This is a genomic window from Leifsonia sp. RAF41, assembly GCF_052114085.1.
GTDB lineage: Bacteria > Actinomycetota > Actinomycetes > Actinomycetales > Microbacteriaceae > Leifsonia.
In genome coordinates this window covers 649,517-675,683 of record NZ_JBFREB010000001.1, presented here as the reverse complement: position 1 = coordinate 675,683, position 26,167 = coordinate 649,517, and the positions used below count along the sequence as shown (strand labels likewise).

Here is a 26,167-nt window from a genome sequence, read left to right as displayed (position 1 = left end):
TCGGGTTGTCGCCCTGACTCGGGGTTTGAAAAGGGGCCGACAATTCGGGTGTCGGCCCCTTTCCCCTTTTAACGCGCACGTCCCCCCGCACGATTTGGCGCAAATCGCGGTTATCGAGACGCCAGAACCGCGATTTGGCGCAAATCGCGGCGTCAGGAGGCCACGGGACGCGGGATCTCCAGCCAGAGGTCGACCTCGTCGTCCTCCGAGTCCGCGCCCAGCGCGTTCGCTGCCCCGTCGTCCGACATGCGCAACCCGACGACCGTCACAGCCGTCTTCGACGAGCGGGGCACGGTGCGCACGATGAGCTTGTCGGTGGTCGTACCGCGGATGGCCTCTGCGAGCCGCCGGAGCACCGCCTCCAGACCGCGCTGGTCGAGGTCGTCGATTCCCCCCTCGTCGAGCAGGCTGACGACCACGCCGCGCCGGCGCGCATCCATCACCTCGCGTCGCACATCGTCGTTGAGGAGTCGGCGGCCGCGGATCTCGTCGCGGATGGCGCCCTCGAGGTAGCGGCACTCGCGTCGCTCGGCCTCGGTGAGGTCGCCGCCGCGGCGGACGATCTCCGCCAGCATGGGCGCAGCCACGCGGTACGTCTGCCGCAGCCGCAGCTGACGTTCCATGACGTGCGCCTCCTGAGCGGCCTGCCACTCGGTGGCCTCGCGCTCGGCACGCGCGAACTGCAGGGCGTCCCTTCCCGCCTTCGCGAGCGAGCCGGAGATGACGACGGCCACCCCCACCCAGACGACCGAGCCGATCACGCCCAAGCCCGCCAGAGCACCCGGGCCCGCCCAGACGACGGTCTGCACGGCGAGGAAACCCACACCCGCCCAGGCGACGATCTGCTGCCGGCGGACCGCGCAGATCGTCATCAGAGTGCCCACCGCGGCGACATACCAGGTGGCGTAGCCATTGTCCTTCGACGGGTCCAGCTCGCTGGTGACCAGGATCGGGATGACCACGCAGACCGCCAGGTCGAACGCAGCCAGCCAGAGGGGCATCTTCGTCGGACTCGTCGGCCACAGGCTCACCACTGTTGCGATTCCGTACAGCACCATCGCGACGATCGCCGGACCCGCCGCCCGCGGTGTCGACAACGACGAGAGCGCGAGGAAGAGGTGGTATGCCGAGAACAGCCCACCGAGGCTGAGGAAGAGGACGCGGTTGAGGGTGATCACTCGCCCGCCTCCGACCCGTTGACGGTGACCGGCTCGTGCATCCCCGCCGGGATGGCGGAGCCCACAGCGTGGCTGTCGGCGGACGGCCACAGAATCGTCACGGTCGTGCCGACCCCCGGCTCGGACTCGATCCGCGCGCGGCCGCCGACCTTGGCGAGCCGGTCGCGGATGCTGATCCGGAGCCCCAGTCGCTCCGCCGGAACCTCGGACTCCGTGAAGCCGCGGCCGTCGTCACGCACGACGACCTCTACCGTCGCGGCCGGTCCGCCGCCGCGGATGGAGACGTTCCGCTGCACTTCCGGACCGCCCGCGTGCTGCATGCTGTTCACCATCGCCTGCACGGTGGCGGAGTAGACGGCCTCGGCCACATTGACGGGGAGAGTGTGCACCTCGACGTCGCGCACCTCCACCTGGAAGGGCGAGGAGAACGCGTTGGCGGCCGTCACCAGCCGCTCGGTGAGGCGATCGAGCCCGACGGCCGACTGGTCCTCGGGCGTCGCCGCCTCTGCCGCGTGGAGGTGCCCGATCGCATCCGCTGCCATCGTCGCCGCGAGCTCTTTCTGCTCGGGTGAGCGGGCAGACGCGGCGGAGAGCAGCGTGGTAAGGACGCTGTCATGCACGATCGCGTCGACCTGGACGCGCTCGACCTCGGTCGCGTGCTGACGGACGGCGTTCGCGTACCGGGCGAGGGCCTGGCTCTGTGCCGCATCCACCGCGCTCGCGGCCTGCCGCATCATCGCGATGATCGCGAGGATGACGCCGCCGAGGATGACCGCGTAGATGGCGTCCAGCGCGGCGATCTCGGGGCCGACACCGCCGCCGGCAGGAAGGGCCCGGACCACGCCGTATGCGATCGGCGCGATGAACGTGTACGCGATCGCCAGCCCGAGCGGGTAGGCGACCGCAGCGAACGCGGTGAAGACGGAGCAGAGGAACCACACCCACGGCTTGCCGGGAGCGAGCGCCGGGTCTCCGATGAGCAGAGGCCACGTGACGAGAGCGGCGAGGTAGACGACGGCGAGCACGCCCATCGCGATTTTCACGCCGCGCTGGACGATTGCGAGGATCACCGTCAGGGCCAGTCCGCCGAAGATGACGATCATCCATACGCCGCCCCACGGCTCGCGCAGCTGATGAAGCTGGCTGAGGGCGGTCGGGAGGGTTTGCAGGCCGAAGACCAGGCCGAATGCCGAGACCGTGCGGTCGGCGATGCGCTCGATGCGAGCGCGGCTGAGGGGATTGCGGGGTTTGACCGATTCGAGCGGCAGCCCCGGGCGCACCCCGCTAGGAACGCTCATTGCCCGTCTCGGGATCGAGCCCGGGGAGGATGCCGTCCTCGACCGCGCGACGGAGGAGGTCGACCTTGGTCGGTGCCGGCCGGCCCACTTCGACGTACTTGACGCGGATGCGGTCGAGGTACTCGCGCGCGGTCGAGTTGGCGATGCCGAGCTGTGCGGCGACGGCTTTCAGCGGGAGGCCGGACGCGTACAGGTGGAGCACGTCGCGCTCGCGTCGACCCAGCTGGGCCTTGGCGAAGTCGCTGTCGGCGTCGATCGCCGTCGCCCACTCGAGATTGTTGAGCACATCGCCGCGCGCGACCGTGGCGATGGCGCTGATGACGGTAGTCGTGGGCGAGGACTTGGGGATGACCCCCGCCGCTCCCGCGGCGAGAGCTTCACGCACGGACGCGACGCGGTCGGCGATGCTGTGCACCAGCACGGCGGCGCCGGTCGCCTGGGCGCGTTTGACGTTGTCCGTCACCTTGGAGCCGTCGCCCAGGGACAGGTCCAGCACGACGACGTCGCACTCCTGAGAGCCCAGCTGGGCGACGAAGTCGTCAACCGTGGGCGCGGTCAGCACGACCTCGTACCCTGCGTCCTGACAGGCCGCCTTCAGCCCGAGCCGCACGGATTCGTGATCGTCGACGATTGCCACCCGCACCATGTTGACCATCGTAGGGGGTGAATGCGTTCGTCCGGGCCGTCGCTCGTCATCGCGTCAGGGTGGCGACCGCCTCGACGTGGTGCGTGTTCGGGAACAGGTCGAACGCACGCATCCCCTGCAGCGCGTAGCCGTGGCCGGCGAAGAAGGCGAGGTCGCGCGCCAGGGCGACAGGATCGCAGGCGACATAGACGATCTGTGCGGGGGTGACCGAGGCGATCGCGTCCACGACCTCCCGCCCGGCACCGGAGCGCGGCGGGTCGAGGACGACCGTCGCCGCGCGGAGCCGCGCCCGTTCGGCAGCGGAGGCATCGGCGGCGAGCCGGGTGACGTAGCGCTCCACGCGGTCGGTGATCGCCGAGGCACCCACCCAGTCTGCGAGGTTTTCTGCGGCATCGTCGGTGGCCGTCTCGCTGCTCTCCACCGAGGTGATGCGCAGGGTGGAGCCGAAGCGGTCGCCGAGGGCCGCGGCGAGCAACCCGACGCCGCCGTACAGGTCGAGGTTGGCCGCCCGCGGGTCGAAGAGGGCTTCGTCGACGGCCGACTGCACCGCCTCGGTGAGCGTGTGCGCCGCGCCGCGGTGCACCTGCCAGAAGCCCCGAGCATCCAGCCGGAACTCCCGGTCGCCGACGCGTTCGCGGATCGGGACGGGGCTCCGGCGGGGAGGGGCAGCGCGGTTTCCACTCCTGTTGCCCGAGCGGTTTCCGGACCGGTTGCCCGAGCGATTGCCCGATCGGTTGCCCGAGCGGGCCGGCGCGTCGTTCACGAGCACGTGCGACGTGCCGAGGCCGGTTGCCACCACATCCACCGACTCGGCACCCGGGAACTGCTGGCCGAAAGGCGTCGCGTCCTGGACGAGATCTGTCGCGAGTGGCAAATCGTCCACCGGGACGACGGTGTGCGAACGCGACGAATACGGGCCGATCCGGCCGCGATCGTCGACCTGCAGGCGGACGCGAGTGCGCCATCCCGTGCCGTCAGGAGTCTCGCCGGCAACCGGTTCGACGACCACCGGTCCACCGTCGGGTCCCGCCGCGGCGATCTGGTCGGTCGAGAACTTCGCCGTCCGCTGCAGGGCGTCCTCGATGACCCTCCGTTTGAGCTCGCGCTGGTGCTCCAGCCGGATGTGTCCGAACTCGGCCCCACCCGCGCGCTCAGCCGGCGGCCGCTCGATCGAGGCTGCCGACCAGACGTGCGGCTGCCGCTCGGGCGACGCCTCCAGCACCTCCACCACTTCGCCGCGCCAGAACCGCTCGTGGCTGGTGTCCCCGATCTGGGCACGAACTCTCTCCCCCGGCATCGTGTCGGGCACGAAGACCACGCGGCCTTCATGCCGGGCGACGAACACGCCGCCGTGGGCGACGTTGGTAATGTCGAGCTCGACCTCGCGCTTCGGGAGGTCTCCCTCATCTCTCTGGGGCATCCTTCGAGCATTCCACAGGTGACCATGCGCCTCTACCTCGCCTCCACCTCTCCCGCCCGTCTCGCGCTTCTGCGCGCAGCGGGCATCGAGCCCGTCGTCGTGCCGTCGTACGTCGACGAGCCGGCAGCAGTCGCCGCAGCCGAGGCCGACCACGGCTCGCTGGACGCGCACGCCATGGTCCAGCTGCTTGCCCGGCTGAAGGCGGAGGCCGTGCGCGGCACGCTGGACGGCGAACCGATCGACGGCCTCATCCTGGGCGGGGACTCCGCTTTCGCGATCGACGGCGCCATCCACGGCAAGCCGCACCTGCCGGCAGTCGCCCGCGAGCGCTGGATGCAGCAGCGGGGACGCACCGGTGTGCTGCATTCCGGCCACTGGCTGATCGATCACCGAGAGGGTCGCGAGAACGCCGCTGCCGGCGCCGTCGCGGTCGCGTCGGTGACCTTCGCGGACGTGACCGACCGCGAGATCGACGATTATGTGGCCAGCGGCGAGCCGCTGGAAGTCGCCGGGGCGTTCACGGTCGACAGTCTGGGTGGACCGTTCATCACGCGTGTCGAAGGAGACCCCAGCACCGTGGTGGGCCTCTCGCTGTCGACCCTCCGCGACCTCGTGGGCGAGCTCGGCATCGGGTGGACCACGCTGTGGAACCGGAGCCGCTGACTTCCTTCGTTGTAGGCTCCTTGAGCTTCCGGCCGCTCATTTTTGTGGGAATCGGCCAAATCCCGTTCAATATCGAGCAATAGGCTAGGGAACTGTGCCCCGTATCACCAAGGTTTTGATCGCCAACCGCGGCGAGATCGCCGTCCGCGTCATCCGAGCGGCGAAAGACAGCGGAATCGCTTCGGTCGCCGTGTACGCGGACCAGGATCGCGACGCCCTCCATGTACGTCTGGCCGACGAGGCCTACGCCCTGGACGGCACGACCAGCGCCGAGACCTATCTGGTCATCGACAAGCTGCTGTCCGTGGCCCGCCGTTCGGGGGCGGACGCCGTTCACCCCGGCTACGGCTTCCTCGCCGAGAATGCAGACTTCGCCCGTGCCGTGATCGCGGGTGGTCTCACCTGGATCGGTCCGTCGCCCGAGGCCATCGAGCGCCTCGGTGACAAAGTCTCCGCGCGACACGTCGCCGAGAAGGTCGGCGCTCCGCTGGCGCCCGGCACTCTCAACCCGGTCGCAGACGCTGCCGAGGTCCTGGATTTCGTCGACGTCTACGGGCTCCCTGTCGCCATCAAGGCGGCGTTCGGCGGTGGCGGACGCGGACTGAAGGTCGCCCGAACCCGCGAGGAGGTCGGCGAGCTCTTCGAGTCGGCCACCCGCGAGGCGATCGCGGCGTTCGGCCGCGGCGAGTGCTTCGTCGAGAAGTACCTCGACCAGCCGCGCCACGTCGAGACGCAGTGCCTCGCGGACGCGTACGGCAACGTGGTCGTCGTCTCGACGCGCGACTGCTCGCTGCAGCGTCGCCACCAGAAGCTCGTGGAGGAGGCCCCCGCGCCGTTCCTCACGCCCGAGCAGACGGAGAAGTTGTACTCCTCGTCGAAGGCGATCCTCAAGGAGGTCGGCTACCAGGGAGCGGGCACCTGCGAGTTCCTCATCGGCAAGGACGGCACGGTGTCGTTCCTCGAGGTGAACACCCGACTGCAGGTCGAGCACCCGGTCTCCGAGGAGGTCACCGGCATCGATCTGGTGCGTGAGCAGTTCCGCCTGGCGGAGGGCGGCGAGCTCGATTACGACGACCCGGCGCCGCGCGGGCACTCGTTCGAGTTCCGGATCAACGGCGAGGACGCCGGCAAGGGCTTCATCCCCTCGCCCGGCCCGGTGCACGTCTTCAAGGCTGCCGGAGGCCCCGGCGTCCGTGTCGATAGCGGAATCCAGGCGGGCGACGTCATCAGCGGGGCATTCGACTCGATGCTCGCGAAGCTCATCGTGACCGGGTCCAGCCGCGAGGAGGCGCTCGAGCGCTCCCGCCGCGCACTCGACGAGTTCGAGGTCGCCGGCTTGCCGACCGTTCTGCCGTTCCACCGCGCCATCGTGCGCGACCCGGCCTTCGCCCCGCAGGACGGCGAGCCGTTCTCGATCTACACGCGCTGGATCGAAACCGAGTGGGTCAACGAGATCGAGCCGTGGTCGGGCGAGCTGGGCGAACAGCCGACAGCCGAGCGCCGCAGCAACGTCGTTGTCGAGGTCGAGGGCAAGCGCATCGAGGTCTCCCTGCCGGCGAAGCTGCTCGGTGGCGGCACCGGAGAGTCGGCCTCGGCGCCCGCACCCCGTCGTCGTGGTGGCGCGCACAGCGTCGAGACCGCGACGGGCGACTCGGTGACCGCCCCCATGCAAGCCACGGTGGTGAAGGTGGCTGTCGCCGACGGCGAGACGGTGGTGAAGGGCGATCTGGTCCTGGTGCTCGAGGCCATGAAGATGGAGCAGCCGTTGACCGCCCACAAGGACGGCACGGTCTCCGGAATCAACGCAGCGGTCGGCGAGACGGTCTCGTCCGGCCACCTCCTGCTCAACATCGTCTGACCGCACCTCTAGCGGTCGTCCAGGGAGGAATCCTGGCTCTGTTCGAGCCCGGGTTCCTCCCTTTCCCGTCTCAGGCCGCCCGCCCACCGCGGTTCTCCTCCGTTTCGAGTAGCTCCAAGACCGCCTCGATCGTCCGCACCGCGGCCTGCGGGTCGTCGATGATCTGTCGCGCGGAAAGTCGGAGCTGCCGCGCTCCACTGAGAGTCAAGGCAGCGTCTCGTGCTCGGTCACGCTCGAACGAGGCCGCATCGCCGTGAAAGCGGAATCCGTCGACCTCGACGAACAACACGCCGTCGACCCGAGCGTCCACTCGCCCGACCCCCGGAACGAACACCTGCTGTTCGACGATGTGGCCGCGCGCCGCGAGACGTTGTCGCAGGATCGACTCCACCCCCGGAGTCGGATCCGGGCCGCGCCCGGCCGGCCAACGCGCGACACCGCTGAGGTTCTTCCCTGAACATGCGCTGCAGCCCGCCCAACGTCGTCTGACCGGATGCCAGCGACGTGTCGAGCACCGCCAGTGCGGTTTCGGGCTCGGCACAACGGACGACCGTGCGCAAGCAGTCTGCGAGGGACACCCGCCAGATCTCCGGATGGTCATCACATCCCTGCCAATGGCGGACCAGAAGGGGATTCGCAGTGGAGGAGACGTAGCGGCCATTTCGTGGTCGTCGAAGGTCGCCACGCGCGACCGCAACCCGGAGGCCGTGCTCCGTGGCTCCGGCCGCGCGGAGCTGGCTGAGGGACGCGGCGCCACCCAGGCGCTCAAGCTGCAGTTTCCAGGTCATGGATCCATCCTCCAAAGAGGCAGCAGTCGGCATGAGCCCCGCCTCAAAGTGGTGGAGAACCCCCTCGCAGGGTGCCTTGTGCACACTTCTCGCCGCCCGAAATCGGGCGACGGAAACGGAGGAGTTCCGCCCCGACACGCGGGCAAAGTGCGGGAAACGGAGGAGACAACAGCCGTCAGGCGAGACAACTCCTCCGTTTCCGTGAGAGGTGGACCGATCAGCTCGAAGTGCCCGGATCGCCCTTGAGGTCGATGCTGATCTCGTCGGCGTCGAGGTTGCTGAGCGCACCGGCGAGCACATCGGCACTGAACGTGCCGTCGTCGCGAGCATCGAGCAGGGCCTCGCGTTGAGTCCGGATGCGCGCGAGCCGCGCCGCTTTGTGCTCAGCGAACGCCTCCGGCGTGCGTTCGGCAGTCGTCGGCAGCGGAACCGTCTTCCCCGCTTCGTACAGCAGCTCCATTAGTCGCCGTCGCTCGTCGCGCTCGGCCTGCGGGTCGGCACCCTCGGGCTTCACGAGCTTCAGCACGAGTCCGAGGGTTCCGCCTTGCAGCAGCAGTGATCCGGCCGCGACCAGGAAGGCGATCAGCACGAGGACGGACCGCCCGGGAGTCTCGCTCGGAAGGGACTGCGCCGCGGCTACCGTGACCGCTCCGCGCATCCCGGCCCAGACGACGATCGCGCCCTCACGCCAACCGAGCGGCGCCCCCGTGAAGTACTCGATGTCCGCGATCAGTCGGCGCAGGCGCGTTCCGAAGCGCGTCAGATTCTCGACCGATGGGATGCCGCGCCGGATCAGCCTCCGACGACGGCGCTCCGCCTGTTTGGCCGAAACCGCACGCGGACGGTCCCCCCGCGCATCCTGGAACACGTCGTCGGGAAGCCCCGGGACGGCGAGGGCCGCGTCGGCTGCCGGGAGCGCGCCGTCGGCAGGGCCTCCCGGCGCATGCTCTCCCGGCGCAGCGGTGTCCGGATCCGCCTCGGCACCTGCCCCCGCCGTCAGCGCCCGCTCCTCCGGCGGTGCGACGCGCTGCGCGATGCCGCGCTGCACCGCCTCCGGATCCGACAGGTGCTGCTGCAGCTGCTCCAGCCGTGGTCGCATCCGCTGCCCGCGGCGATGCCGTCGCGCCAGCAGAGCGAGCAGCGGGGCGACGAATCCCGCGCGGACCAGAATCGTCAGCAGCAGGGCGGCCGCCGCGATCACGATGGCGGGCAGCACGCCCGCGTGGTCGTTCTGAACGTTCTGCAGGATGCCGAAGAGCTCAAGGCCCATCGTCAGGAAGATGAGCCCTTCGAGGATGAGTTCCACCGTGCGCCAGTTCTGCGCGTCCGAGAGGCGGTGCTCCGGCGACAGCACTCGCGGCGCTCGGCTGCCCGTGACCAGCCCGGCGACGACGGCTGCGACGAGCCCGGACGCCCCCAGCGCCTCGGCGGGGATGGATGCCAGGAACGGAACGGTGAAGGAGATGACCGTGTTGACCGTCGCATCCTTCACCCGCTGCCGGACCACCAGGTTCAACCACCCGACCACCAGACCGAAGACGACGGCGATGACGACCGAGTAGAGGAACGTCAGCGTCACGAACCCGACGGTGAACGAGGTGGCCGCCGCGGCGATCGCCGCGCGCAGCAGCACGAGGGCGGTCGCATCGTTGAGCAGGCTCTCGCCTTCGAGGATGGCGACGACCCGCGGCGAGACCCCCGCGCGTTTGACGATGCCGGTGGCAACGGCGTCGGTCGGGCTCACGATCGCGCCGAGCGCGACGCCCCACCCGAGGCCCAGCCCGGGAATCGCCCAGGCGAAGAACAGCCCGAGCAGTACAGAGCTGACGATCACGAGAAGGACGGAGAGGCCGCCGATGGCGCCGAATTCGCGCCGGAAGTTCATCGCCGGCATGGAGACGGACGCCGAGTACAGGAGGGGCGGAAGCACGCCCGCGATGATCCACTCCGGTTCGATGGTGACCACCGGAACGAACGGCAGCAGGCTGACCAGGATGCCGAGGACCACGAGGATCAGGGGCGACGCGACCCCGAACTTCGGACCGATGGTGGTGGCGGCCGCGATCGCCAGGACGGCGAGGACGCCGACGACGAGCCCGATCTCCATCCCCCCGGCCTTCCCGTCAGAGCACGATGTGCATGGCGCGGGCGGCGTCGGTGATCGACCCCGACAGCGAGGGGTAGACGGTGAATGCGCGAGCGACCTGGTCGACCGTGAGGCGCTGCTCCACGGCGAGGGCCAGCGGGAAGATGAGCTCCGACGCGCGCGGTGCCACGATGACTCCGCCGATCACGGTGCCCGAACCGGTGCGTGCGAACAGCTTCACGAAGCCGTCACGGATGCCGAGCATCTTCGCGCGCGGGTTGGACTTGAGCGGCAGCTTGTAGATGTCGCCCTGCGCGATGCCCTCCTCGATCTGCTTCTGGCTCCAGCCGACCGTCGCGATCTCGGGCTGGGTGAAGATGTTGGAGCTGACATTGCGCAGCTCGATCGGGTTCACGGCGTCGCCCATGGCGTGGAAGACTGCGGTCCGGCCCTGCATGGAGGCGACCGAGGCGAGCGGCAGCGAGTCGGAGCAGTCACCCGCGGCATAGATGTTGGGGATGGAGGTGCGCGCCACCCGGTTCACCCGGATGTTGCCGTTCGGCGTGAGCTGGACTCCGGCCTCCTCGAGCCCGATGCCGGCGGTGTTCGGCACGGAGCCGACGGCCATGAGGCAGTGTGAGCCCTCGATCGTCCGTCCGTCGGTGAGCGTAGCGACGACTCCGGTCTCTGTGCGGACCACCGACTCGGCACGCGACTTCGACAAGACCTGCATGCCGTTGCGTCGGAACACGTTCTCGATCACGGCCGCCGCATCCGCGTCTTCACCGGGGAGGACCTGGTCGCGCGACGAGATCAGGGTCACCTTCGAGCCGAGCGCGTTGTACGCCGAGGCGAACTCGGCGCCGGTGACGCCGGACCCGACCACGATCAGGTGCGACGGGACCGCCTGCAGGTCGTAGAGCTGCGTCCAGGTGAGGATGCGTTCGCCGTCCGGGATCGCGGACGGCAGGATGCGCGGGCTGGCGCCGACGGCGACGACGATCGTGTCGGCCTCCACCCGGTCGAAGTCGGTGCCTGTGTCGCCCTTGGCGGTGGACACGATGATCGCCCGGTCGCCGTCGAGCCGGCCCTCGCCGCTGACGATGCGGACGCCGGAACGCACGAGTTCGGCGCGCATGTCCTCCGACTGCTGCCGGGCGAGCCCGATCAGGCGCTTGTTCACGGCAGCGAGGTTGACCGCGATCTCCGGGCGGACCGGCTTGCCGGTCTCGCCGCGGTGGAAGAACTGCACGCCGAGATCGGTGGCCTCGCCGATCGAGTTGGTCGCCTCCGCCGTCGCGATGAGGCTCTTGGACGGGACGACATCGGTGATGACGGCCGAACCGCCCACGCCGGAGCGCTCAACGATGGTCACGTCGGCGCCGAGCTGGGCGCCCGCGAGCGCCGCCTCGTACCCACCGGGACCGCCACCGAGCACTGCGATCCGCTGTTTCCGCTCGAATTCGTACGCCATGTCCCTCATTCTTCCGTATGGGGGTGCACACATGCGCATCCGGCCGCGGACCTGGGGAAAGGCGGCGGATCAGTAGAGTTGGCTCATGTCGGAATCCCTCACGAACCCGCTCGACGACCCTGCCGCCGATCCCTTCGAGGTGGCTCGCGAAGCCGCCGCCCAGCTGGCCGAGAAGACCGGAGTCGAGCGCCATGACATCGCGCTCACCCTGGGCAGCGGCTGGGGCAGGGCGGCCGATCTCATCGGCGAGACCGTCGCGACGGTGCCCGCCACCGAGATCGTCGGCTTCAGCAAGCCCGCGCTGGAGGGCCATGTCGGCACCCTGCGCTCCGTCCGCCTACCCAACGGCAAGCACGCGCTGGTGATCGGCGCCCGCACGCACTACTACGAGAACCACGGGGTCCGCCGTGTGGTCCACAGCGTCCGCACCGCGGCGGCCGCCGGGGCGAAGACGATGGTCCTCACGAACGGCGCAGGCGGCATCAAGGATCACTGGAAGCCGGGAACGCCCGTCCTGATCAGCGACCACATCAACCTGACCGCCGATTCGCCACTCGAGGGCGCTACCTTCATTGATCTGACCGACCTCTACTCGAAGCGCCTGCGCGACCTCGCCCGCACCATCGACCCGTCGCTCGACGAGGGCGTCTACACGCAGTTCCGGGGACCGCACTACGAGACGCCGGCCGAAGTGCAGATGGCCAAGGCGGTCGGCGGCCACATCGTCGGCATGTCGACCGCACTCGAGGCGATCGCCGCCCGCCAGGCCGGGATGGAGATCCTCGGCATGTCGCTCATCACCAACCTGGCCGCGGGCATCCAGAAGACCCCGCTCAGCCACCAGGAGGTCATCGATGCCGGCCGCGCCGCCGAGCCGGTGATCAGTGCCCTCCTCGCTCAGATCGTGGAGGCACTGTGACGACGAAGGACACCCCGCAGCTGCTCGCCGACGCCAGGGCCTGGCTCGACCAGGACCCGGACCCGGAGACCCGCGACGAGTTGGATGCGCTGATCGTCGCCGCCGAGGCCGGCTCGGCCGAGGCGGTGGCCGACCTGCACTCACGCTTCGACGAGCGTCTGGCCTTCGGGACCGCCGGGCTTCGCGGAGCCATCGCGGCGGGTCCCAACCGGATGAACCGCGTGCTCGTCGCGCAGGCCGCCGCCGGCTTCGCACGGTGGCTTCTGGAGCACGCCGAGGGCGGCACGCCGTCGGTGGTCATCGGCTACGACGGTCGCAAGAACTCGGACGTCTTCGCGCGCGACACCGCGGAGCTGATGGCGGGCTCCGGCATCCGCGCGATCCTGCTCCCCCGCCTCCTGCCCACACCCGTGCTCGCGTTCGCCGTGCGGCACCTGGATGCGAGCGCGGGCGTGATGGTGACCGCCAGCCACAACCCGCCCAACGACAACGGCTACAAGGTCTACCTGGGCGGCCAGGACCACGGCTCGCAGATCATCTCGCCGGTCGACGCCGAGATCGCGGCGCACATCCTCGACGTCGCGGAGGGCAGCGTGGCCGACCTGCCGCGCTCCGACCGCTACGTAGTGGCTTCCGATGACGTCGAGCAGGCGTACATCGACGCGACGGTCGCCGTCGCGTCGACGCAGAAGCCGCGGGATGCGGTCTCGTTCGCGTACACCGCCATGCATGGCGTCGGCTGGCGCACCGCGCGCGAGGTCTTCGCGCGCGCCGGGTTCGCCTCCCCCACCCCGGTCTCCGCCCAGGTCGATCCGGATGCGGCGTTCCCGACCGTGAGCTTCCCCAACCCGGAGGAGCCGGGAGCGATGGATCTCGCCTTCGCGACGGGTCGGGATGCGGGCGCTGAGCTGGTCATCGCCAACGACCCGGATGCCGACCGCCTCGCGGTCGCCATCCCTGACCCGTCGAGCGCCGGCGGCTACCGTCGGCTTTCCGGCAACGAGGTGGGCGCGCTGCTCGGCTGGCGCGCCGCCGAACTGGCCGTCGCGACCGCCGGCGAGCGCGGCGACCTCGGAACGCTGGCCTGCTCCATCGTCTCGTCTCCTGCTCTGGCCGCCGTCGCCCGCGCGTACCGGATGGACTTCGCGGACACGCTGACCGGGTTCAAGTGGGTCTCCCGCGCGCCCGGTCTCGTCTACGGCTACGAGGAGGCCCTCGGCTACCTGGTGAACCCGGGCACCGTCCGCGACAAGGACGGCATCTCGGCCGCCGTCGCCTTCCTCGACCTGGCGAACGGTCTGGCCGCCGACGGCGTCACGATCGCTCAGCGGCTGGATGCCTTCGCCGAGCGATTCGGGTTCTTCGCGAGCGATCAGATCTCGATCCGGGTGACCGACCTGTCGCGCATCGGCGAGATCATGTCCACGCTGCGTTCCACTCCGCCGAGCCACCTGGGCGAGGTCCGCGTCACGCAGATCGATGACCTGATCGACGGCTTCGGCGGGCTGCCGCCGAGCGACGTCCTGCGCATCCTGCTCGAGGACGGTTCCCGCGTCATGGTGCGCCCGAGCGGTACCGAGCCGAAGCTCAAGATCTACATCGACGCGTCCAGCGACGAGGGAACCGTCGGCGAGCGCAAGGCCACCGCCACCGCTCGCGTCGCGGCTCTCGGCGAGGCTATGCGGCTGCTCACCGCGTAGGGCTCCGCCCTCAGGCCGTGGCCGGTCGCGGCGAACGCGCGAGGTATCCGACGAAGAACAGCGCGAGCGCCGCGACGGTCACGACCGCGCCCGCAAGCGGCACCGCGACCGCTCCGCCTGCCGCGAGCGCGAGCGCGCCGATCGGCGGTGCGATCGCGATGCCCACGTACATCGCCGTCGAGTACCAGGACAGCGCGAGCGCGGCGTTCTCGGGTTCCACGTGCACGAGCCGGTGCTGCACCGGGATCGCGATGGCGAACGCCGCGACACCCCACAGCGCGAACACGATGATCGTCGCCGTGAACGACGCCTCGGCGAAGGCCAGCACGACGAGCGCCAGCGCCTGGCCGGCGAGCGCGATGACGGCGATCGGCCTGCTGCCGAAGCGATCGGTGAGGGGACCCGCGACAGCGTTGCCCGCGACGCCCGCAACTCCATAGGCGAGCAGAAGGATGGCGAGCAAAGTGCCGGATCCGCCGGTCGCGGAGTGGGTGACCGCGGCCGAGAAGATGTAGACGATGTTGAACCCGGCGATCATCAGGAGGGTCGTGCCGAGCGGCGCGACGATGCGGCGGTTCCCGAGGGGCGCTAGCCGGCGCCGGAGGGACACGGCCGCGGGCACGGGAACGCCGCGCACCACGAGCGGGATAGCCACGACGAGCACCGCGGCGATTCCCACGATGCACCACAGTGCGAAGCGCCACCCTGCGACGCCGCCGAGAGCAGTCCCCAGCGGCGAGCCGACGGCGGTCGCGAGGGTGAAGCCCGCGCCGACGATGGCGAGCGCCTGCCCGCGCTTCTCCGGTCGCGCGATCGAGGCCGCCGCCGCAGTCGCGGTCGGAACGAGCGCCGCGCCGCCCAGCCCGGAGAACGTCCGTCCCGCGATGAACAGGGTGAGGTCGGGAGCGAGTGCGGAGACAGCGGTGCCGATCGCGAAGATCGCGAGTCCGACAGCCATCAGCGTCGCCCGCGGTACACGCGGAAGCAAGATCGAGACAGCGGGCGCGGCGACCGCGACGACCAGCGAGTAGCTGGTGATGGACCAGCTCACCTCGGTGGCGGTGGCACCGAGACCTTCCGCCACTTGCGGCAGCAGACCGGCGATGACGAATGCGTTCGTCCCCACCACGAAGAGTGCGAGGGCGAGCACCAGCAGTGATGGGAGGGTCCTGCGGTAGGATTGTTCGACGAACGTCATACCGTTACGGTACGGGAACTGTTCGATGATTGTCAAACATTTGGTGAAGATGACCGATTACCCCAGCCCAGACATGGCAGATGTGCAGCTCGTCGACGTGCTGCGGGCCGCCGGCGACCCCATCCGGTTGCAGATCATCCGCGTCCTCGCCGACGGCCGCCCGCATCCTAAGACCATGACGGAGTGGGGCGTCGACATCCAGAAGTCGACGATGGCGCATCACTTCAAGACGCTGCGCGAGGCCGGGGTCACGCGCACCATCGTCAGCGGCCGCACCCACGAGATCCAGCTGCGGCGCACCGAACTCGACGAGCGCTTCCCCGGACTCGTCGAGGCACTCCTCCGCGACTGATTGCGGCCGCTCGCGAGACCGTACGCCCTGACTGCTTTCGCCGAACGTACTAGACGCCGGGCGCGCCCGTGAGCGCCTGTCGCTAGCCGAGCGCCTCGTCGAGCTTGCGCTCGAGCTCCTCGAGGTCGAAGTAGTTGTGCACCACGATCACGTCAGCGTTCGTGCGCCCGATGCGGTCCACCAGCTCAGGCGACGTCAGGACGACCTGCGCGTCCGCGGCGGCCTCATCGATGTGGGCGGCGTCGGACGCGGTGACGTCGGCGTCGATCCCGAGCCGGTCGAGCACGCGCTCGGCGTTCACCTTCAGGATGCCCGACGTGCCGACTCCCACGCCGCAGATGGCGACGATCTTCATCGCGACCTCCCCGTCACCGCGCGGCCTCTTCCTCGCTCAGGGTGAGGATCCGCTGCACGTCGGCGGTGCTGGTCGCAGCGGCGAGAGCGGGGATGGCCTCGGGGTCGTTGAACACGTTGGCGAGCTCGGCGACGCTGGTGACGTGCGCCTCGGGCGTCGAGACGGCGAGACCGAGCACAACGGACACGGGGTCGTTGTGCGGGTGGCCGAACACGACCGGCTCGTCGAGCGTCACCACGGCCAGGCCGTCAGAGTTGACGTCGGGGCCGGGGCGCGCGTGGGCCAGAGCGAGACCCGGCGCGATGACGATGTAGGCGCCGAACTCCTCGATGACCTGGATCATGCGATGCCCGTAGCCCTGCTCCGTCGCTCCGGAGCGGGCCAGTGCCTCCCCCGCCAGCTCGACAGCCTGACGCCAGTCGGCGGCGTGCGCGCCGACGGTGATGGCGGAATCAGGCAGCGGTGGCAGGGTCATGTCTTCAGAGTAACGCGAGGGCGGGTTACGAACCCTCGAAACCTGCTGTGATGATCTCGGCCAATTCCTCACGCTCTTCGAGCGGCAGGAAGGCGCCGGCCGCGGCGTTGAGCTGGAAGATCTCCAGGTCGGTCCGGTCGTAGGCGAACGCGTCGGCCAGGATGCTCAGTTCGCGCGTGAGTGTCGTCCCACTCATCAACCGGTTGTCGGTGTTGACCGTGACCCGGAAGCCCAGCTGGTAGAGCAGATCGAACGGGTGGTCCAGGATGTCGTCGCCCCAGGCGGCGATCGCACCGGTCTGCAGGTTGGAGGTCGGGCTGGTTTCCAGCGCGATCTCGCGGTCTTTCACCCACTGAGAGAGGGTGCCCAGGGTGACGTAGGTGTTGTCGTCGTCCTGACGCTCGATGGTGATGTCTTCAGCGAGCCGGACGCCGTGACCGAGCCGCAGGGCACGCCCGTCGAGCAGCGCGCTGCGGATGCTGTCCAGCCCGTCCGCCTCGCCGGCGTGCACGGTTGCCGGGAAGAACTCGGTGGCCAGATAGTCGAAGGCCGCGCGGTGGTTGGAGGCGGGGAAACCCGCCTCGGGGCCCGCGATGTCGAAGCCGACCACGCCGCGGTCGCGGTGCCGCACAGCCAGTTCGGCGATCTCCAAACCGCGGTCATTGTGCCTCATAGCGGTCACCAACTGGCCAACGCGGATGCGGCCGCCGGCGGAGCGCACATCGTCGATGCCCTGCTCGATGCCCTCCTGCACCGCTTCGACCGTCTCGTCGAGGCTGAGACCGCTCGACAGGTGCTGCTCGGGGGCCCAGCGGACCTCCCCGTAGACGACGCCGTCGTCTCCGAGGTCTTGCACGAACTCGCGTGCCACGCGGCTGAGGCCCTCACGGGTCTGCATGACGGCGGTGGTCACGTCGAAAGTCTTCAGGTACTCGACCAGCGAACCGGAGTTCGACTTCTGGGCGAACCAGCGGCCCAGCTCGGTCGCATCCTGCGCGGGCAGGTCGAGACCGATCGCGGCGCCCAGTTCCAGCACCGTCGCGGGGCGGAGGCCGCCGTCGAGGTGGTCGTGCAGGGAGACCTTCGGAAGGGGACGGATCTCGGTTCCGTCGGCCAGTGCGTACTCGTTCCAGGCGTCGCTCATGAGTCCAACCCTAGGCGATGCGGTCGGCGATCAGCGGGCCGCGCTCGAAGGGGGTTCCGAGCGGGGCGATCCGGTACGAGCCCTCCAGCGCCTCCAGCGCGCGCTCGAAGCGGGCGGGCTCGTCGGCGGACAGTGTGAACAGCGGCTGACCCTTCCGGACCTCGTCGCCGGGTTTCGCGTGCAGGTCGATCCCCGCCGCGTGCTGGACCGGATCCTGCTTGCGCGCGCGTCCCGCACCCAGGCGCCAGGCGGCGATGCCGAACGGCAGCGCCTGCTGCTCGACCAGGATGCCGTCCTCGTCGGCGAGCACCGTGTGGGTGTCCGACGCGACGGGCAGCGCCGCGTCCGGGTCGCCGCCCTGGGCGCGGATCACCTCGCGCCACTTGTCCATGGCGCGGCCGTCCTTGAGCGCCGCCTCGACATCCTCGTCGGGACGCCCGGCCAGCGCCAGCATCTCTCGCGCCAGTGCGACCGTCAGCTCGACGATGTCAGCGGGGCCGCCGCCCGCAAGGACCTCCACCGACTCGCGGACCTCGTTGGCGTTGCCTATCGCAAGGCCGAGCGGGACGTTCATGTCGGTGAGGAGCGCCGAGGTCGCGACCCCCGCATCCCGGCCGAGTTCGACCATCGTGCGGGCGAGCTCGCGCGAGCGCTCGATGTCCTTGAGGAACGCGCCGGAGCCGAACTTCACGTCCAGGACCAGGGCACTGGTGCCCTCGGCGATCTTCTTCGACATGATCGAGGAGGCGATCAGCGGGATGGCTTCGACCGTGCCGGTGATGTCGCGAAGCGCGTACAGCTTGCCGTCGGCAGGGGCGAGGCCGGAGCCTGCGGCGCAGATCACGCCGCCCTCGTTCTGCAGCTGGGCGAACATCTCCTCGTTGCTGAGGTTCGCCCGCCAGCCCGGAATGCTCTCCAGCTTGTCCAGCGTGCCGCCGGTGTGCCCGAGTCCGCGGCCGGAGAGTTGCGGGACGGCGACACCGAAGGTGGCGACCAGGGGCATCAGCGGAAGCGTGATCTTGTCCCCGACACCGCCGGTGGAGTGCTTGTCGGCGGTCGGCTTCCCGAGGCCGGAGAAGTCCATCCGCTCCCCCGACGCGATCATCGCGAGCGTGAGGTCCTTGATCTCGCGCCGCGTCATCCCGTTGAGGAAGATCGCCATGGTCATCGCCGACATCTGCTCGTCGCCGACGTAGCCGCGGGTGTACGCATCCACGAGCCAGTCGATCTCGGCGGTGTTGAGCTCGCCGCGGTCGCGCTTGGTCCTGATCAGGTCGACGGCGTCGAACGCCTCGACCTCTCCTGCAAGGTCGGTCACGAAAGTGTTCCTGTTCAGTCGTTCTCGTGCTCGGCCGCGTAGGCGGCGAGCTGGCGCGGTCCGAACGCGTCGGGCAGCACCTGGTCGATGGTGCGGATGCCGGAGACCGTCTCCAGCAGCATCCCCTCGGCCGAGTGTTCGTACAGCAGCTGGCGGCACCGGCCGCACGGCATCAGCGTCGCGCCGTCGCCGTCGACGCAGGTGAAGGCGACCAGGTGGCCTCCGCCCGTCATCGCGAGCGACGACACCAGGCCGCATTCGGCGCACAGCGTGATGCCGTAGCTGGCGTTCTCGACGTTGCAGCCACTGACGATGCGGCCGTCGTCGACCAGCGCGGCCGCGCCGACGGGGAACTTCGAGTACGGGACGTACGCGTGCGACATCGCCTCGTTGGCGGCGGCGCGGAGCGCATCCCAGTCGATGGCGTCGCTCATGATTTGATGTACGGCTTTCCGTCGGCGGCTGGCGCACGGGAGATGCCGACCAGCCCGGCGACCGCGAAGATCGTCACCACGTAGGGCAGCATCAGCATGAACTCGCTCGGGACGGGCGAGCCGATGATGCTCAGCACGTTCTGCAGGTTCGAGGCGAAGCCGAACAGAAGGGCGGCGAGCGTCGCGCGGATCGGGTCCCAGCGTCCGAAGATCACAGCCGCGAGGGCGATGAAGCCCTGACCTGCGGTCATCTCCTTCGAGAAGGCCCCGACCGATCCCAGCGTGAAGTAGGCGCCGCCGAGTCCGGCGATCGCGCCCGCGAGCGAGACGTTCCAGAAGCGCGTGCTGTTCACATTGATGCCGACGGTGTCTGCCGCCTCCGGGTGCTCGCCGACGGAGCGCAGGCGCAGACCCCAACGCGTCTTGAAGAGGCCGAACCACACCAGGAAGACCGCGATGTACATCAGGTACTCGATGATCGACTGGTCGAACAGCACCTTGCCGATGACGGGGATCTCGCTGAGCACCGGGATCGGCCAGCTCGGCAGGCGCGGCGGGTGGTTGAGCAGCTGGGGGTTGCCCGCGAGCACCTTCGAGTAGAGGAAGCTGGTGAGTCCGATGACGAGCACGTTCAGCACCACACCGACGATGACCTGGTCGACGAGGTACTTGATCGCGAAGGCCGCGAGGAGGAACGAGACCAGCACGCCCGCGATCATCGCGGCGATGAGGCCGACGACCCAGCTCCCGGTGAGGGAGGCCGTCATCGCGGAGACGAAGGCCCCGGCGAGCAGCTGGCCCTCGATGGCGACGTTGACGACGCCGCCGCGCTCCGACACGACACCGCCGAGGGCGCCGAACACGAGAGGGACGGCGAGCGAGACGGTGCCGAGCAGCAGTCCGGTGACGGGGACCGGATAGGGGCTTCCGGAGTCGGCCCAGGCCAGGAACGCGAACATGAACAGCAGCGAGAAGACGATGACCATCCAGATGGGAGTCTTCCGCGCGCGATACGAGAGGTAGGCGCTCCACAGGGTCAGCGCCAGCAACAGGATCGTGACGATGGTCGTCGTCAGGAAGGTGTCGACGGTCAGACCGGGAAGCTTCACCGCGTCCGAGGTCTCGGAGAACCGGAAGCTGCTCTGCTCATGCCGGGCGAACCCGAAGAACAGGATGAGGCTGATCAGGACGAAGACGCCGAAGGCGATCGGGGCCTTCCAGGAGCGGATCTCCGCCTTCTCGAGGACGATCGGCGACGAGTCGGGAACGACGGGGGCGGTCGTGGTCACTTGGCCTCCACCTCCTTCGTGACGATGGGGCCGGGTCTCCGGGGAGCGCTCCCCGGGGTGGGCAGGCGGAAGATCGCCCGCACCAGCGGCGGCGCGGCGACGAACAGCACGATGAGCGACTGCAGGATCAGGACGATGTCGATCGGGATGTCGTTGGCCGCCTGGATCGTGTAGCCACCGGCCTTCAGGGCGCCGAACAGCAGCCCCGCGATGAAGACGCCGCCCGGCCGCGAGCGACCGAGCAGTGCGACGGTGATCGCGTCGAACCCGATGCCCGCATCCACGCCCGAGCTGATCCCCTGCGGGAACACGCCGAGCGCCTGGCTCGCGCCGGCGACGCCGATCAGGCCACCGGCGATGAGCATCGCGTAGACGTAGATGTTCTTGACGTTGATGCCCGCGACCCGCGCGGCGTTCGGGTTCTCGCCTACGGCCCTGAAGCGGAAGCCGAGGCTCGACCGGTCGATCAGCCACCACACGAAGATCGTTGCGGCGATGACGATGACGAAGGCCCAGGTGAGGTTGTACTGCTCTCCGAACAGCGGCGGGAACACGGCGTTCGGATGCACGGCGGGCGCCTTCGGGTTGTTCGACCCGGGCGCCTGGAGCAGCCCCTTCGTGCGCAGCATGTATGAGATGAGATAGAAGGCGATGTAGTTGAGCATGATCGTCACGATCACCTCGTGTGCGCCCGTCCGCGCCTTCAGCAGGCCGACGATGCCGGCCCAGATGGCGCCGCCCACGATGCCGGCCACGATGGCGAGCACGAGGTGGACGACCGGCGGCAGGTCGAACGAGAACCCGACCCAGGCAGCGGCGGCCGCGGCGATGAGGATCTGTCCCTGACCACCGATGTTGAACAGCCCGACGCGGAACGCCAGGGCGACACCGAGACCACTGACGATGAGCGGCGTCGCGAACGAAAGCGTGTCGGTGAGGGGGCGGATGCCCGCGGCGAAGGTGGGACGGCGGAAGTTGTAGATCGCGCCCTGGAACATCGAGACGTAGGCGTTCGACACCGACGTCCAGATGGCCGAGAAGGTGTCACCCGGCCGGGCGAAGAAGTAGCCCGCCGCGTGCTGCACCTGCGGGTCCGTGAGCGCGATCAGGATCGCGCCGACGATCAGTGCCAGTACGACGGCCAGGATCGAGATGATCACCGGCCCGCTCATGATCTCGCGGACCGCCTGGTTCCAGCGCGAGGGCTCCCCGTCGTGTCCCGGAGTGGGGGCCGGCTTACCCGGCTCCACGGGCTGGGCCGGCGCAGTGTCGGTCCCGGTCATGCTGCTGCTCCTGCCTGCTCCGGCGACTCGCCGGCCATCATGAGGCCGAGGACGTCGCGAGACGTGTTCCCCGGCACGATTCCTACGATCCCTCCGCGGTACATCACTGCGATGCGGTCGGCGAGCGCCGCGACCTCGTCGAGCTCCGTGGAGACGACGATCACCGGCACACCCGAGTCACGCGTCTCGACGATGCGCTTGTGGACGAACTCGATCGAGCCGACATCGAGCCCCCGGGTCGGTTGCGCCGCCACGAACAGCCGGAGCTCTCGGCTGAGCTCGCGGGCGAGCACGACCTTCTGCGCGTTGCCGCCGGAGAGCCGGCCGACCTTCGTGTCGATGGACTGGGTGCGCACGTCGAACTCGCGCACCTTCTCCGTGGCGAAGTCCTTCAGATACGAGAACTGAATGTTGCCGCCCTTGACGAACGGCTCTCCTGTCGAACGGTCGAGCATCAGGTTCTCCTGGATGCTGAACTCGCCGACCAGGCCGTCCTCGTTGCGGTCTTCCGGCACGAACCCGACACCGGCGTCGAGCACCTTCCGGACGCTGTGACCCTGGATCGGTGCGCCGTCGAGCAGGATCTCGCCCTGGACCCGGGGCTGCAGGCCGATGATCGCCTCGGTCAGCTCGGTCTGGCCGTTGCCCTGGACTCCTGCGATCGCCAGGATCTCGCCGGCGCGCACCTCGAAGTTCACGTTGTTGACCACGAGCTGCCCGATGGGGTCGATGACCGAGAGATTCTTCACGACGAGAGCAGGCGCCCCGGGAGACGCCGCCTCCTTGTCAACCGTGAGCGAGACCGCGCGGCCGACCATCATCGACGCGAGCTCGACGTTGGTCGCGGTCGGCTCGGCCTCGCCGATGACCTTGCCCAGCCGGATGACTGTGATGCGGTCGGCGACCTCACGCACTTCGCGCAGCTTGTGGGTGATGAAGATGATCGCCGTGCCCTGCTCCTTGAGCTGGCGCATGATGCCCATCAGCTCGTCGGTCTCCTGCGGGGTCAGGACCGCGGTCGGCTCGTCGAACACGAGGACGCGGGCGTTCTGCGACAGCGCTTTGATGATCTCCACCCGCTGCTGCACTCCGACCGGGAGGTCTTCGACCAGAGCGTCCGGATCGACGTCGAAACCGAACCGCGCCGAGATCTCGCGCACCTTCGCGCGAGCCGCGTTGAGGTCGAGGCGGCCGCCGAACTTGGTCTGCTCGTGCCCGAGCATCACGTTCTCAGCCACTGTGAACACCGGGATGAGCATGAAGTGCTGGTGCACCATCCCGATTCCGGCCTTCATCGCGTCGCCCGGGCCTGCGAAATGCTGGACGGCGTCGTCGAGCAGAATCTCGCCCTCGTCGGCCTGGTAGAAGCCGTAGAGCACGTTCATCAGAGTGGACTTGCCTGCACCGTTCTCGCCGAGCAGGCAGTGGATCTCGCCGGGTTCGACCGTCAGGTCGATGTGGTCGTTCGCGACCAGGGCACCGAACCGTTTGGTGATGCCGCGGAGTTCGAGCTTCATTCGGGTGGGTTTCCTTCTCTGCTCGCCCGGGGGGAGCACAGAGCCTGATAAGAAGTGGGCACGCGGAATGGCGGGTGGCCTCGCTGCGCCTATTCACACTACTTGCTGCGCATATGTCAGTGTGCGCTCAGATGAGCGGCCGCGACAAGAGAGCAACGGAACGGGGAGGCCAGCCGCGGCTGACCTCCCCGTTCACCGGTTCTCTTCGCTGATTACTGCTTCGGCGAGGACGGCGACGTGACCTTGATCGAGCCGTCGATGATGCCCGCCTTGATCTTGTCGAGCTCGCCCTGCAGGCCCGAGTCGACCTTCGACTCGAAGTCGTGGAACGGGGCGAGGCCGACGCCGTCGTTCTTCAGCGTGCCGACGTACGGGGTGCTGTCGAACTTGCCGTTGGCGGCCTGGGTGACGACGTCGTTGGTCGCCGGCTTCATGCCCTTCATGACCGAGGTGAGGAGCAGGTCCTTCACGCTCGGGTCGGACATGAAGACGTCGGCGTCGACGCCGATCATCGCGATCGGCTTGGCCGAGTCCTTGATCGCCTGAGCGGCCGACTGGTAGATCGGACCACCGACGGGCATGATGACGTCGGCGTTCTGGTCGATGATGCCCTGAGCCGTGTTCTTCGCGGTCTCGTTGGCGTCGAAGCCACCGGTGAAGGAGCCGTTCTGCTTGTCGACATCCCAGCCGACGACCTTGACGGACTTGCCCTTCTGGTCGTTGAAGTACTTCACGCCATCGGCGAAGCCGTCCATGAAGATGGTGACCGTCGGGATCTGCATGCCGCCGAAGGTGCCGACGATGCCGGTCTTCGAGTAGCTGGCGGCCGAGTAGCCGGCCAGGAACGCCGCCTGAGCGGTGTCGAAGATGATCGGCTTGACGTTCTTCGCCTGGATCTCGTTGTCGTCGATGATGGCGAAGTTGATGTCCGGGTTCGCCTTGGCGGCCTTCTCCGTCGCGTCCTTGAGAAGGAAGCCGACCGTCACGACCAGGTTGCAGTTGGCGTTGACCATGCTGTCGATGTTCGGAGCGAAGTCGTTCTCGCTTTTCGACTCCGCCGACTTGTACTTGACGTTCAGCGACTTGGCGGCCTGCTGCAGGCCCTCGTAGCCGAGCTGGTTGAACGAGTGGTCGTCGAATCCACCGGAGTCGGAGACCATGCAGGGGGTGAAGTTGGTCTTGGCGGCGCCGGCGGACGAGCTATCCGACGGGGCAGCCGAGCACGCAGCGAGCAGCGACATGACGCCGACCGCCGCCAGGCCGAGCAGGCCGGCCTTACGGGCTGTGATTGACAAGGTTGTTCCTCCAAGATGCGTAGCCGCGCGGGTAATCGCAGGCTGTCTGCGGTTCACGTTACCGAATGTGACGAACGGCTCCGTCCGAAAATCCGGCTTCTTCATGCAAGCGTTACAAACGCTCACACGATTGGCACGCGCTCATTCGAGCAACCTGTCACCCGTTCGGGAGGGGACCTTGAGAGCCGGCCGCGACACGTGGTCGCCGCCTACGAACGAAGGAGATCCGTGCCGAAATCTCCTTCGAATGGCAGTGACGCAGGAGATCCGAACGCAAATCCGTCGAATCTCCTTCAGCAGCGCCGCCACGCGACAGCCACCGAGCGACCGAGCGCAGCGGTCAGAGCCAGCCGCGTCGCTTGAAGATCGAGTAGAGCAGTCCGCTCAGACCGACCATCGCCAGCACGGCCAAGGGGTAGCCCAAGGGCCAGGCCAGCTCCGGCATATGCGTGAAGTTCATGCCGTAGATCCCGGCGATCAGCGTGGGGGCGAACAGGATGGCCGCCCACGACGAGATCTTCTTGACCTCCTCGCCCTGCCGGTTGCTGGAATGCGCCAGGCGGGTCATCTCCTCGTTCTGACGCTCCGAGACCAGGGTCGAGTTCACCGTCAGGATGTCGCGCAGGAGGTAACGGAACCCGTCGACGCGCTCGTTGACCTGGGTGAGGTGGTCGGCGACGTCGCGCAGACGACGCTCCAGCTCTTGAGTGACGCCGTACTTGACCGACCCGCGCTCGAGCGCCAGCATCACCGCCGAGAGGGGATGCGTGGCCCGCTGGAAGTCGATCACCTCGCGCGACAGCTCGTAGATGCGCCGGGAGACCAGCGCATCCCCGCCGAATACCTGTGTCTCGATCTCGTCGATGTCGTTGGCGAGCCCGGCGACGACCGGGCTGTACGCATCCACCACCGTGTCGATGATGGCGTACAGAATGGCCTGCGGCCCGAGTGCGAGCAGTTCGGGCTCCGCCTCCATCCGCTGCCGGACATGAGAGAGATCCGGCGACTCGCTGTGGCGGACCGTGATGACGAAGTTCCGCCCGACGAAGAGGTGCAGCTCTCCGAAGTCGACCTCCTCCGACACGTCCAGGTAGTTCGCCGCTTTGAGCACGACGAAGAGGACGGTGTCGTAGCGCTCGAGCTTGGGGCGCTGGTGGGCGACGATGGCGTCCTCGATCGCCAGCGGGTGGAGGTTGAACTCCTCCGACAGCGACAGGAGCTCCTGCTCGGTCGGCCGGTACAGGCCGATCCAGGCGACACCGCCAGGCGTCCGGTCGAGTGCGGAGTAGGTCTCGGCGAGCGTCGTCGGCGAGGCCACGCGGACGCCGTTCGCGTAGATGGCGCTGTCGACCATGCTGCGCCGCCCCGGCGCCTGGTCGGCGGCCGGCTGCATGATGCTGGCGGACGGAGGCTCGACCCGGCGGGTGCGTGTGACGAAGGGCATGGGGATGCCGCGTCGGTTCAGGTTGGCCATCGG

Annotated in this window: 23 protein-coding genes; 5 read left to right on the top strand and 18 right to left on the bottom strand. The window is 68.7% G+C overall.

The genetic code is table 11. The features are described 5' to 3' along the window. Positions 1-152: 152 nt before the first annotated feature. Genes AB4Y74_RS03225 through AB4Y74_RS03210 form a run of 4 tightly spaced genes read right to left on the bottom strand, consistent with a single transcriptional unit; the run spans position 153 to position 4,542 of the window. On the bottom strand, positions 153-1,178 hold the full coding sequence (locus AB4Y74_RS03225; RefSeq protein WP_441797675.1) for a hypothetical protein: 1,026 nt from the start codon (positions 1,176-1,178) through the stop codon (positions 153-155). Further along, positions 1,175-2,476 carry a sensor histidine kinase gene (locus AB4Y74_RS03220; protein ID WP_441797674.1) on the bottom strand — a complete coding sequence of 434 codons (1,302 nt, stop codon included), beginning with the start codon at positions 2,474-2,476 and terminating at the stop codon, positions 1,175-1,177. Before AB4Y74_RS03220 ends, AB4Y74_RS03225 begins: the two co-directional genes overlap by 4 nt. Then, positions 2,463-3,122, bottom strand: coding sequence for a response regulator transcription factor (locus tag AB4Y74_RS03215; RefSeq protein ID WP_441788316.1), 660 nt, complete (start codon positions 3,120-3,122; stop codon positions 2,463-2,465). The genes AB4Y74_RS03220 and AB4Y74_RS03215 overlap by 14 nt, the downstream gene beginning before the upstream one ends. 46 nt (positions 3,123-3,168) lie before the next feature. Then, positions 3,169-4,542 (bottom strand): class I SAM-dependent RNA methyltransferase, encoded by a 1,374-nt coding sequence (locus tag AB4Y74_RS03210; protein ID WP_441797673.1) that lies wholly within the window; start codon positions 4,540-4,542, stop codon positions 3,169-3,171. 24 nt (positions 4,543-4,566) lie between these two features. On the opposite strand from AB4Y74_RS03210, the gene AB4Y74_RS03205 reads away from it, so the two are divergent. Together AB4Y74_RS03205 and AB4Y74_RS03200 are read left to right on the top strand one after the other, a co-directional pair. After that, entirely contained in the window at positions 4,567-5,205 is a 639-nt protein-coding gene (locus AB4Y74_RS03205) for a Maf family protein (RefSeq protein ID WP_441800384.1), read from the top strand. Between the two features lie 94 nt (positions 5,206-5,299). Next, complete coding sequence (locus AB4Y74_RS03200; protein ID WP_441797672.1) at positions 5,300-7,063, top strand: acetyl/propionyl/methylcrotonyl-CoA carboxylase subunit alpha; 1,764 nt, start codon at positions 5,300-5,302, stop codon at positions 7,061-7,063. A 70-nt stretch (positions 7,064-7,133) separates the two neighbouring features. On the opposite strand, the gene AB4Y74_RS03195 is transcribed toward AB4Y74_RS03200, so the two are convergent. The 3 genes from AB4Y74_RS03195 to AB4Y74_RS03185 form a co-directional block, all read right to left on the bottom strand. Further along, positions 7,134-7,454 (bottom strand): endonuclease domain-containing protein, encoded by a 321-nt coding sequence (locus AB4Y74_RS03195; RefSeq protein WP_441797671.1) that lies wholly within the window; start codon positions 7,452-7,454, stop codon positions 7,134-7,136. A gap of 614 nt (positions 7,455-8,068) precedes the next feature. After that, positions 8,069-9,958 carry a cation:proton antiporter gene (locus AB4Y74_RS03190; RefSeq protein WP_441797670.1) on the bottom strand — a complete coding sequence of 630 codons (1,890 nt, stop codon included), beginning with the start codon at positions 9,956-9,958 and terminating at the stop codon, positions 8,069-8,071. 16 nt (positions 9,959-9,974) lie between these two features. Then, on the bottom strand, positions 9,975-11,411 hold the full coding sequence (locus tag AB4Y74_RS03185) for an NAD(P)H-quinone dehydrogenase (RefSeq protein WP_441797669.1): 1,437 nt from the start codon (positions 11,409-11,411) through the stop codon (positions 9,975-9,977). Between the two features lie 85 nt (positions 11,412-11,496). On the opposite strand from AB4Y74_RS03185, the gene AB4Y74_RS03180 reads away from it, so the two are divergent. Both AB4Y74_RS03180 and AB4Y74_RS03175 read left to right on the top strand, forming a co-directional pair. Further along, entirely contained in the window at positions 11,497-12,330 is an 834-nt protein-coding gene (locus AB4Y74_RS03180; protein WP_441797668.1) for a purine-nucleoside phosphorylase, read from the top strand. Next, positions 12,327-14,030 (top strand): phospho-sugar mutase, encoded by a 1,704-nt coding sequence (locus AB4Y74_RS03175; RefSeq protein WP_441797667.1) that lies wholly within the window; start codon positions 12,327-12,329, stop codon positions 14,028-14,030. Before AB4Y74_RS03180 ends, AB4Y74_RS03175 begins: the two co-directional genes overlap by 4 nt. 10 nt (positions 14,031-14,040) lie before the next feature. On the opposite strand, the gene AB4Y74_RS03170 is transcribed toward AB4Y74_RS03175, so the two are convergent. Next, positions 14,041-15,228, bottom strand: coding sequence for an MFS transporter (locus AB4Y74_RS03170; protein WP_441797666.1), 1,188 nt, complete (start codon positions 15,226-15,228; stop codon positions 14,041-14,043). A 73-nt stretch (positions 15,229-15,301) separates the two neighbouring features. Between AB4Y74_RS03170 and AB4Y74_RS03165 the strand changes: the two genes are divergently transcribed. Next, entirely contained in the window at positions 15,302-15,580 is a 279-nt protein-coding gene (locus AB4Y74_RS03165; RefSeq protein ID WP_441797665.1) for an ArsR/SmtB family transcription factor, read from the top strand. Between the two features lie 82 nt (positions 15,581-15,662). On the opposite strand, the gene AB4Y74_RS03160 is transcribed toward AB4Y74_RS03165, so the two are convergent. From AB4Y74_RS03160 to AB4Y74_RS03115, 10 genes are all read right to left on the bottom strand, one after another. Next, on the bottom strand, positions 15,663-15,935 hold the full coding sequence (locus AB4Y74_RS03160) for a PTS sugar transporter subunit IIB (protein ID WP_441788422.1): 273 nt from the start codon (positions 15,933-15,935) through the stop codon (positions 15,663-15,665). Positions 15,936-15,948: 13 nt separating this feature from the next. Next, positions 15,949-16,410 (bottom strand): PTS sugar transporter subunit IIA, encoded by a 462-nt coding sequence (locus tag AB4Y74_RS03155; protein ID WP_441797664.1) that lies wholly within the window; start codon positions 16,408-16,410, stop codon positions 15,949-15,951. A 25-nt stretch (positions 16,411-16,435) separates the two neighbouring features. Next, the gene (locus AB4Y74_RS03150; RefSeq protein WP_441797663.1) at positions 16,436-17,554 is read right to left on the bottom strand and encodes an adenosine deaminase; all 1,119 of its coding nucleotides are present in this window, start codon (positions 17,552-17,554) and stop codon (positions 16,436-16,438) included. A gap of 10 nt (positions 17,555-17,564) precedes the next feature. Further along, positions 17,565-18,872, bottom strand: a complete 1,308-nt coding sequence (locus AB4Y74_RS03145; RefSeq protein ID WP_441797662.1) for a thymidine phosphorylase — start codon at positions 18,870-18,872, stop codon at positions 17,565-17,567. A gap of 14 nt (positions 18,873-18,886) precedes the next feature. After that, a complete protein-coding gene (locus AB4Y74_RS03140) occupies positions 18,887-19,306 on the bottom strand; it encodes a cytidine deaminase (protein WP_441797661.1) in 420 nt (139 codons plus the stop codon). Continuing rightward, positions 19,303-20,595 carry an ABC transporter permease gene (locus AB4Y74_RS03135; RefSeq protein WP_441797660.1) on the bottom strand — a complete coding sequence of 431 codons (1,293 nt, stop codon included), beginning with the start codon at positions 20,593-20,595 and terminating at the stop codon, positions 19,303-19,305. The genes AB4Y74_RS03140 and AB4Y74_RS03135 overlap by 4 nt, the downstream gene beginning before the upstream one ends. Beyond that, the gene (locus AB4Y74_RS03130; RefSeq protein ID WP_441797659.1) at positions 20,592-21,878 is read right to left on the bottom strand and encodes an ABC transporter permease; all 1,287 of its coding nucleotides are present in this window, start codon (positions 21,876-21,878) and stop codon (positions 20,592-20,594) included. The genes AB4Y74_RS03135 and AB4Y74_RS03130 overlap by 4 nt, the downstream gene beginning before the upstream one ends. Beyond that, complete coding sequence (locus AB4Y74_RS03125; protein ID WP_441797658.1) at positions 21,875-23,395, bottom strand: ABC transporter ATP-binding protein; 1,521 nt, start codon at positions 23,393-23,395, stop codon at positions 21,875-21,877. Before AB4Y74_RS03125 ends, AB4Y74_RS03130 begins: the two co-directional genes overlap by 4 nt. A gap of 212 nt (positions 23,396-23,607) precedes the next feature. Continuing rightward, positions 23,608-24,690: a BMP family lipoprotein gene (locus tag AB4Y74_RS03120; protein ID WP_441797657.1), complete on the bottom strand. Its 1,083-nt coding sequence runs from the start codon at positions 24,688-24,690 to the stop codon at positions 23,608-23,610. A 340-nt stretch (positions 24,691-25,030) separates the two neighbouring features. Continuing rightward, positions 25,031-26,164 (bottom strand): magnesium and cobalt transport protein CorA, encoded by a 1,134-nt coding sequence (locus tag AB4Y74_RS03115; protein WP_441797656.1) that lies wholly within the window; start codon positions 26,162-26,164, stop codon positions 25,031-25,033. Positions 26,165-26,167: the final 3 nt, after the last annotated feature.

What these genes read in the sequence shown, in the direction of transcription:
- AB4Y74_RS03220 (WP_441797674.1), bottom strand. Translation starts at nt 2,476, where the DNA reads ATGAGCGTTCCTAGCGGGGTGCGCCCGGGGCTGCCGCTCGAATCGGTC.
- AB4Y74_RS03215 (WP_441788316.1), bottom strand. Translation starts at nt 3,122, where the DNA reads ATGGTGCGGGTGGCAATCGTCGACGATCACGAATCCGTGCGGCTCGGG.
- AB4Y74_RS03210 (WP_441797673.1), bottom strand. Translation starts at nt 4,542, where the DNA reads ATGCCCCAGAGAGATGAGGGAGACCTCCCGAAGCGCGAGGTCGAGCTC.
- AB4Y74_RS03205 (WP_441800384.1), top strand. Translation starts at nt 4,567, where the DNA reads ATGCGCCTCTACCTCGCCTCCACCTCTCCCGCCCGTCTCGCGCTTCTG.
- AB4Y74_RS03190 (WP_441797670.1), bottom strand. Translation starts at nt 9,958, where the DNA reads ATGGAGATCGGGCTCGTCGTCGGCGTCCTCGCCGTCCTGGCGATCGCG.
- AB4Y74_RS03185 (WP_441797669.1), bottom strand. Translation starts at nt 11,411, where the DNA reads ATGGCGTACGAATTCGAGCGGAAACAGCGGATCGCAGTGCTCGGTGGC.
- AB4Y74_RS03180 (WP_441797668.1), top strand. Translation starts at nt 11,497, where the DNA reads ATGTCGGAATCCCTCACGAACCCGCTCGACGACCCTGCCGCCGATCCC.
- AB4Y74_RS03170 (WP_441797666.1), bottom strand. Translation starts at nt 15,228, where the DNA reads ATGACGTTCGTCGAACAATCCTACCGCAGGACCCTCCCATCACTGCTG.
- AB4Y74_RS03165 (WP_441797665.1), top strand. Translation starts at nt 15,302, where the DNA reads ATGGCAGATGTGCAGCTCGTCGACGTGCTGCGGGCCGCCGGCGACCCC.
- AB4Y74_RS03160 (WP_441788422.1), bottom strand. Translation starts at nt 15,935, where the DNA reads ATGAAGATCGTCGCCATCTGCGGCGTGGGAGTCGGCACGTCGGGCATC.
- AB4Y74_RS03155 (WP_441797664.1), bottom strand. Translation starts at nt 16,410, where the DNA reads ATGACCCTGCCACCGCTGCCTGATTCCGCCATCACCGTCGGCGCGCAC.
- AB4Y74_RS03150 (WP_441797663.1), bottom strand. Translation starts at nt 17,554, where the DNA reads ATGAGCGACGCCTGGAACGAGTACGCACTGGCCGACGGAACCGAGATC.
- AB4Y74_RS03140 (WP_441797661.1), bottom strand. Translation starts at nt 19,306, where the DNA reads ATGAGCGACGCCATCGACTGGGATGCGCTCCGCGCCGCCGCCAACGAG.
- AB4Y74_RS03130 (WP_441797659.1), bottom strand. Translation starts at nt 21,878, where the DNA reads ATGACCGGGACCGACACTGCGCCGGCCCAGCCCGTGGAGCCGGGTAAG.
- AB4Y74_RS03125 (WP_441797658.1), bottom strand. Translation starts at nt 23,395, where the DNA reads ATGAAGCTCGAACTCCGCGGCATCACCAAACGGTTCGGTGCCCTGGTC.
- AB4Y74_RS03115 (WP_441797656.1), bottom strand. Translation starts at nt 26,164, where the DNA reads ATGGCCAACCTGAACCGACGCGGCATCCCCATGCCCTTCGTCACACGC.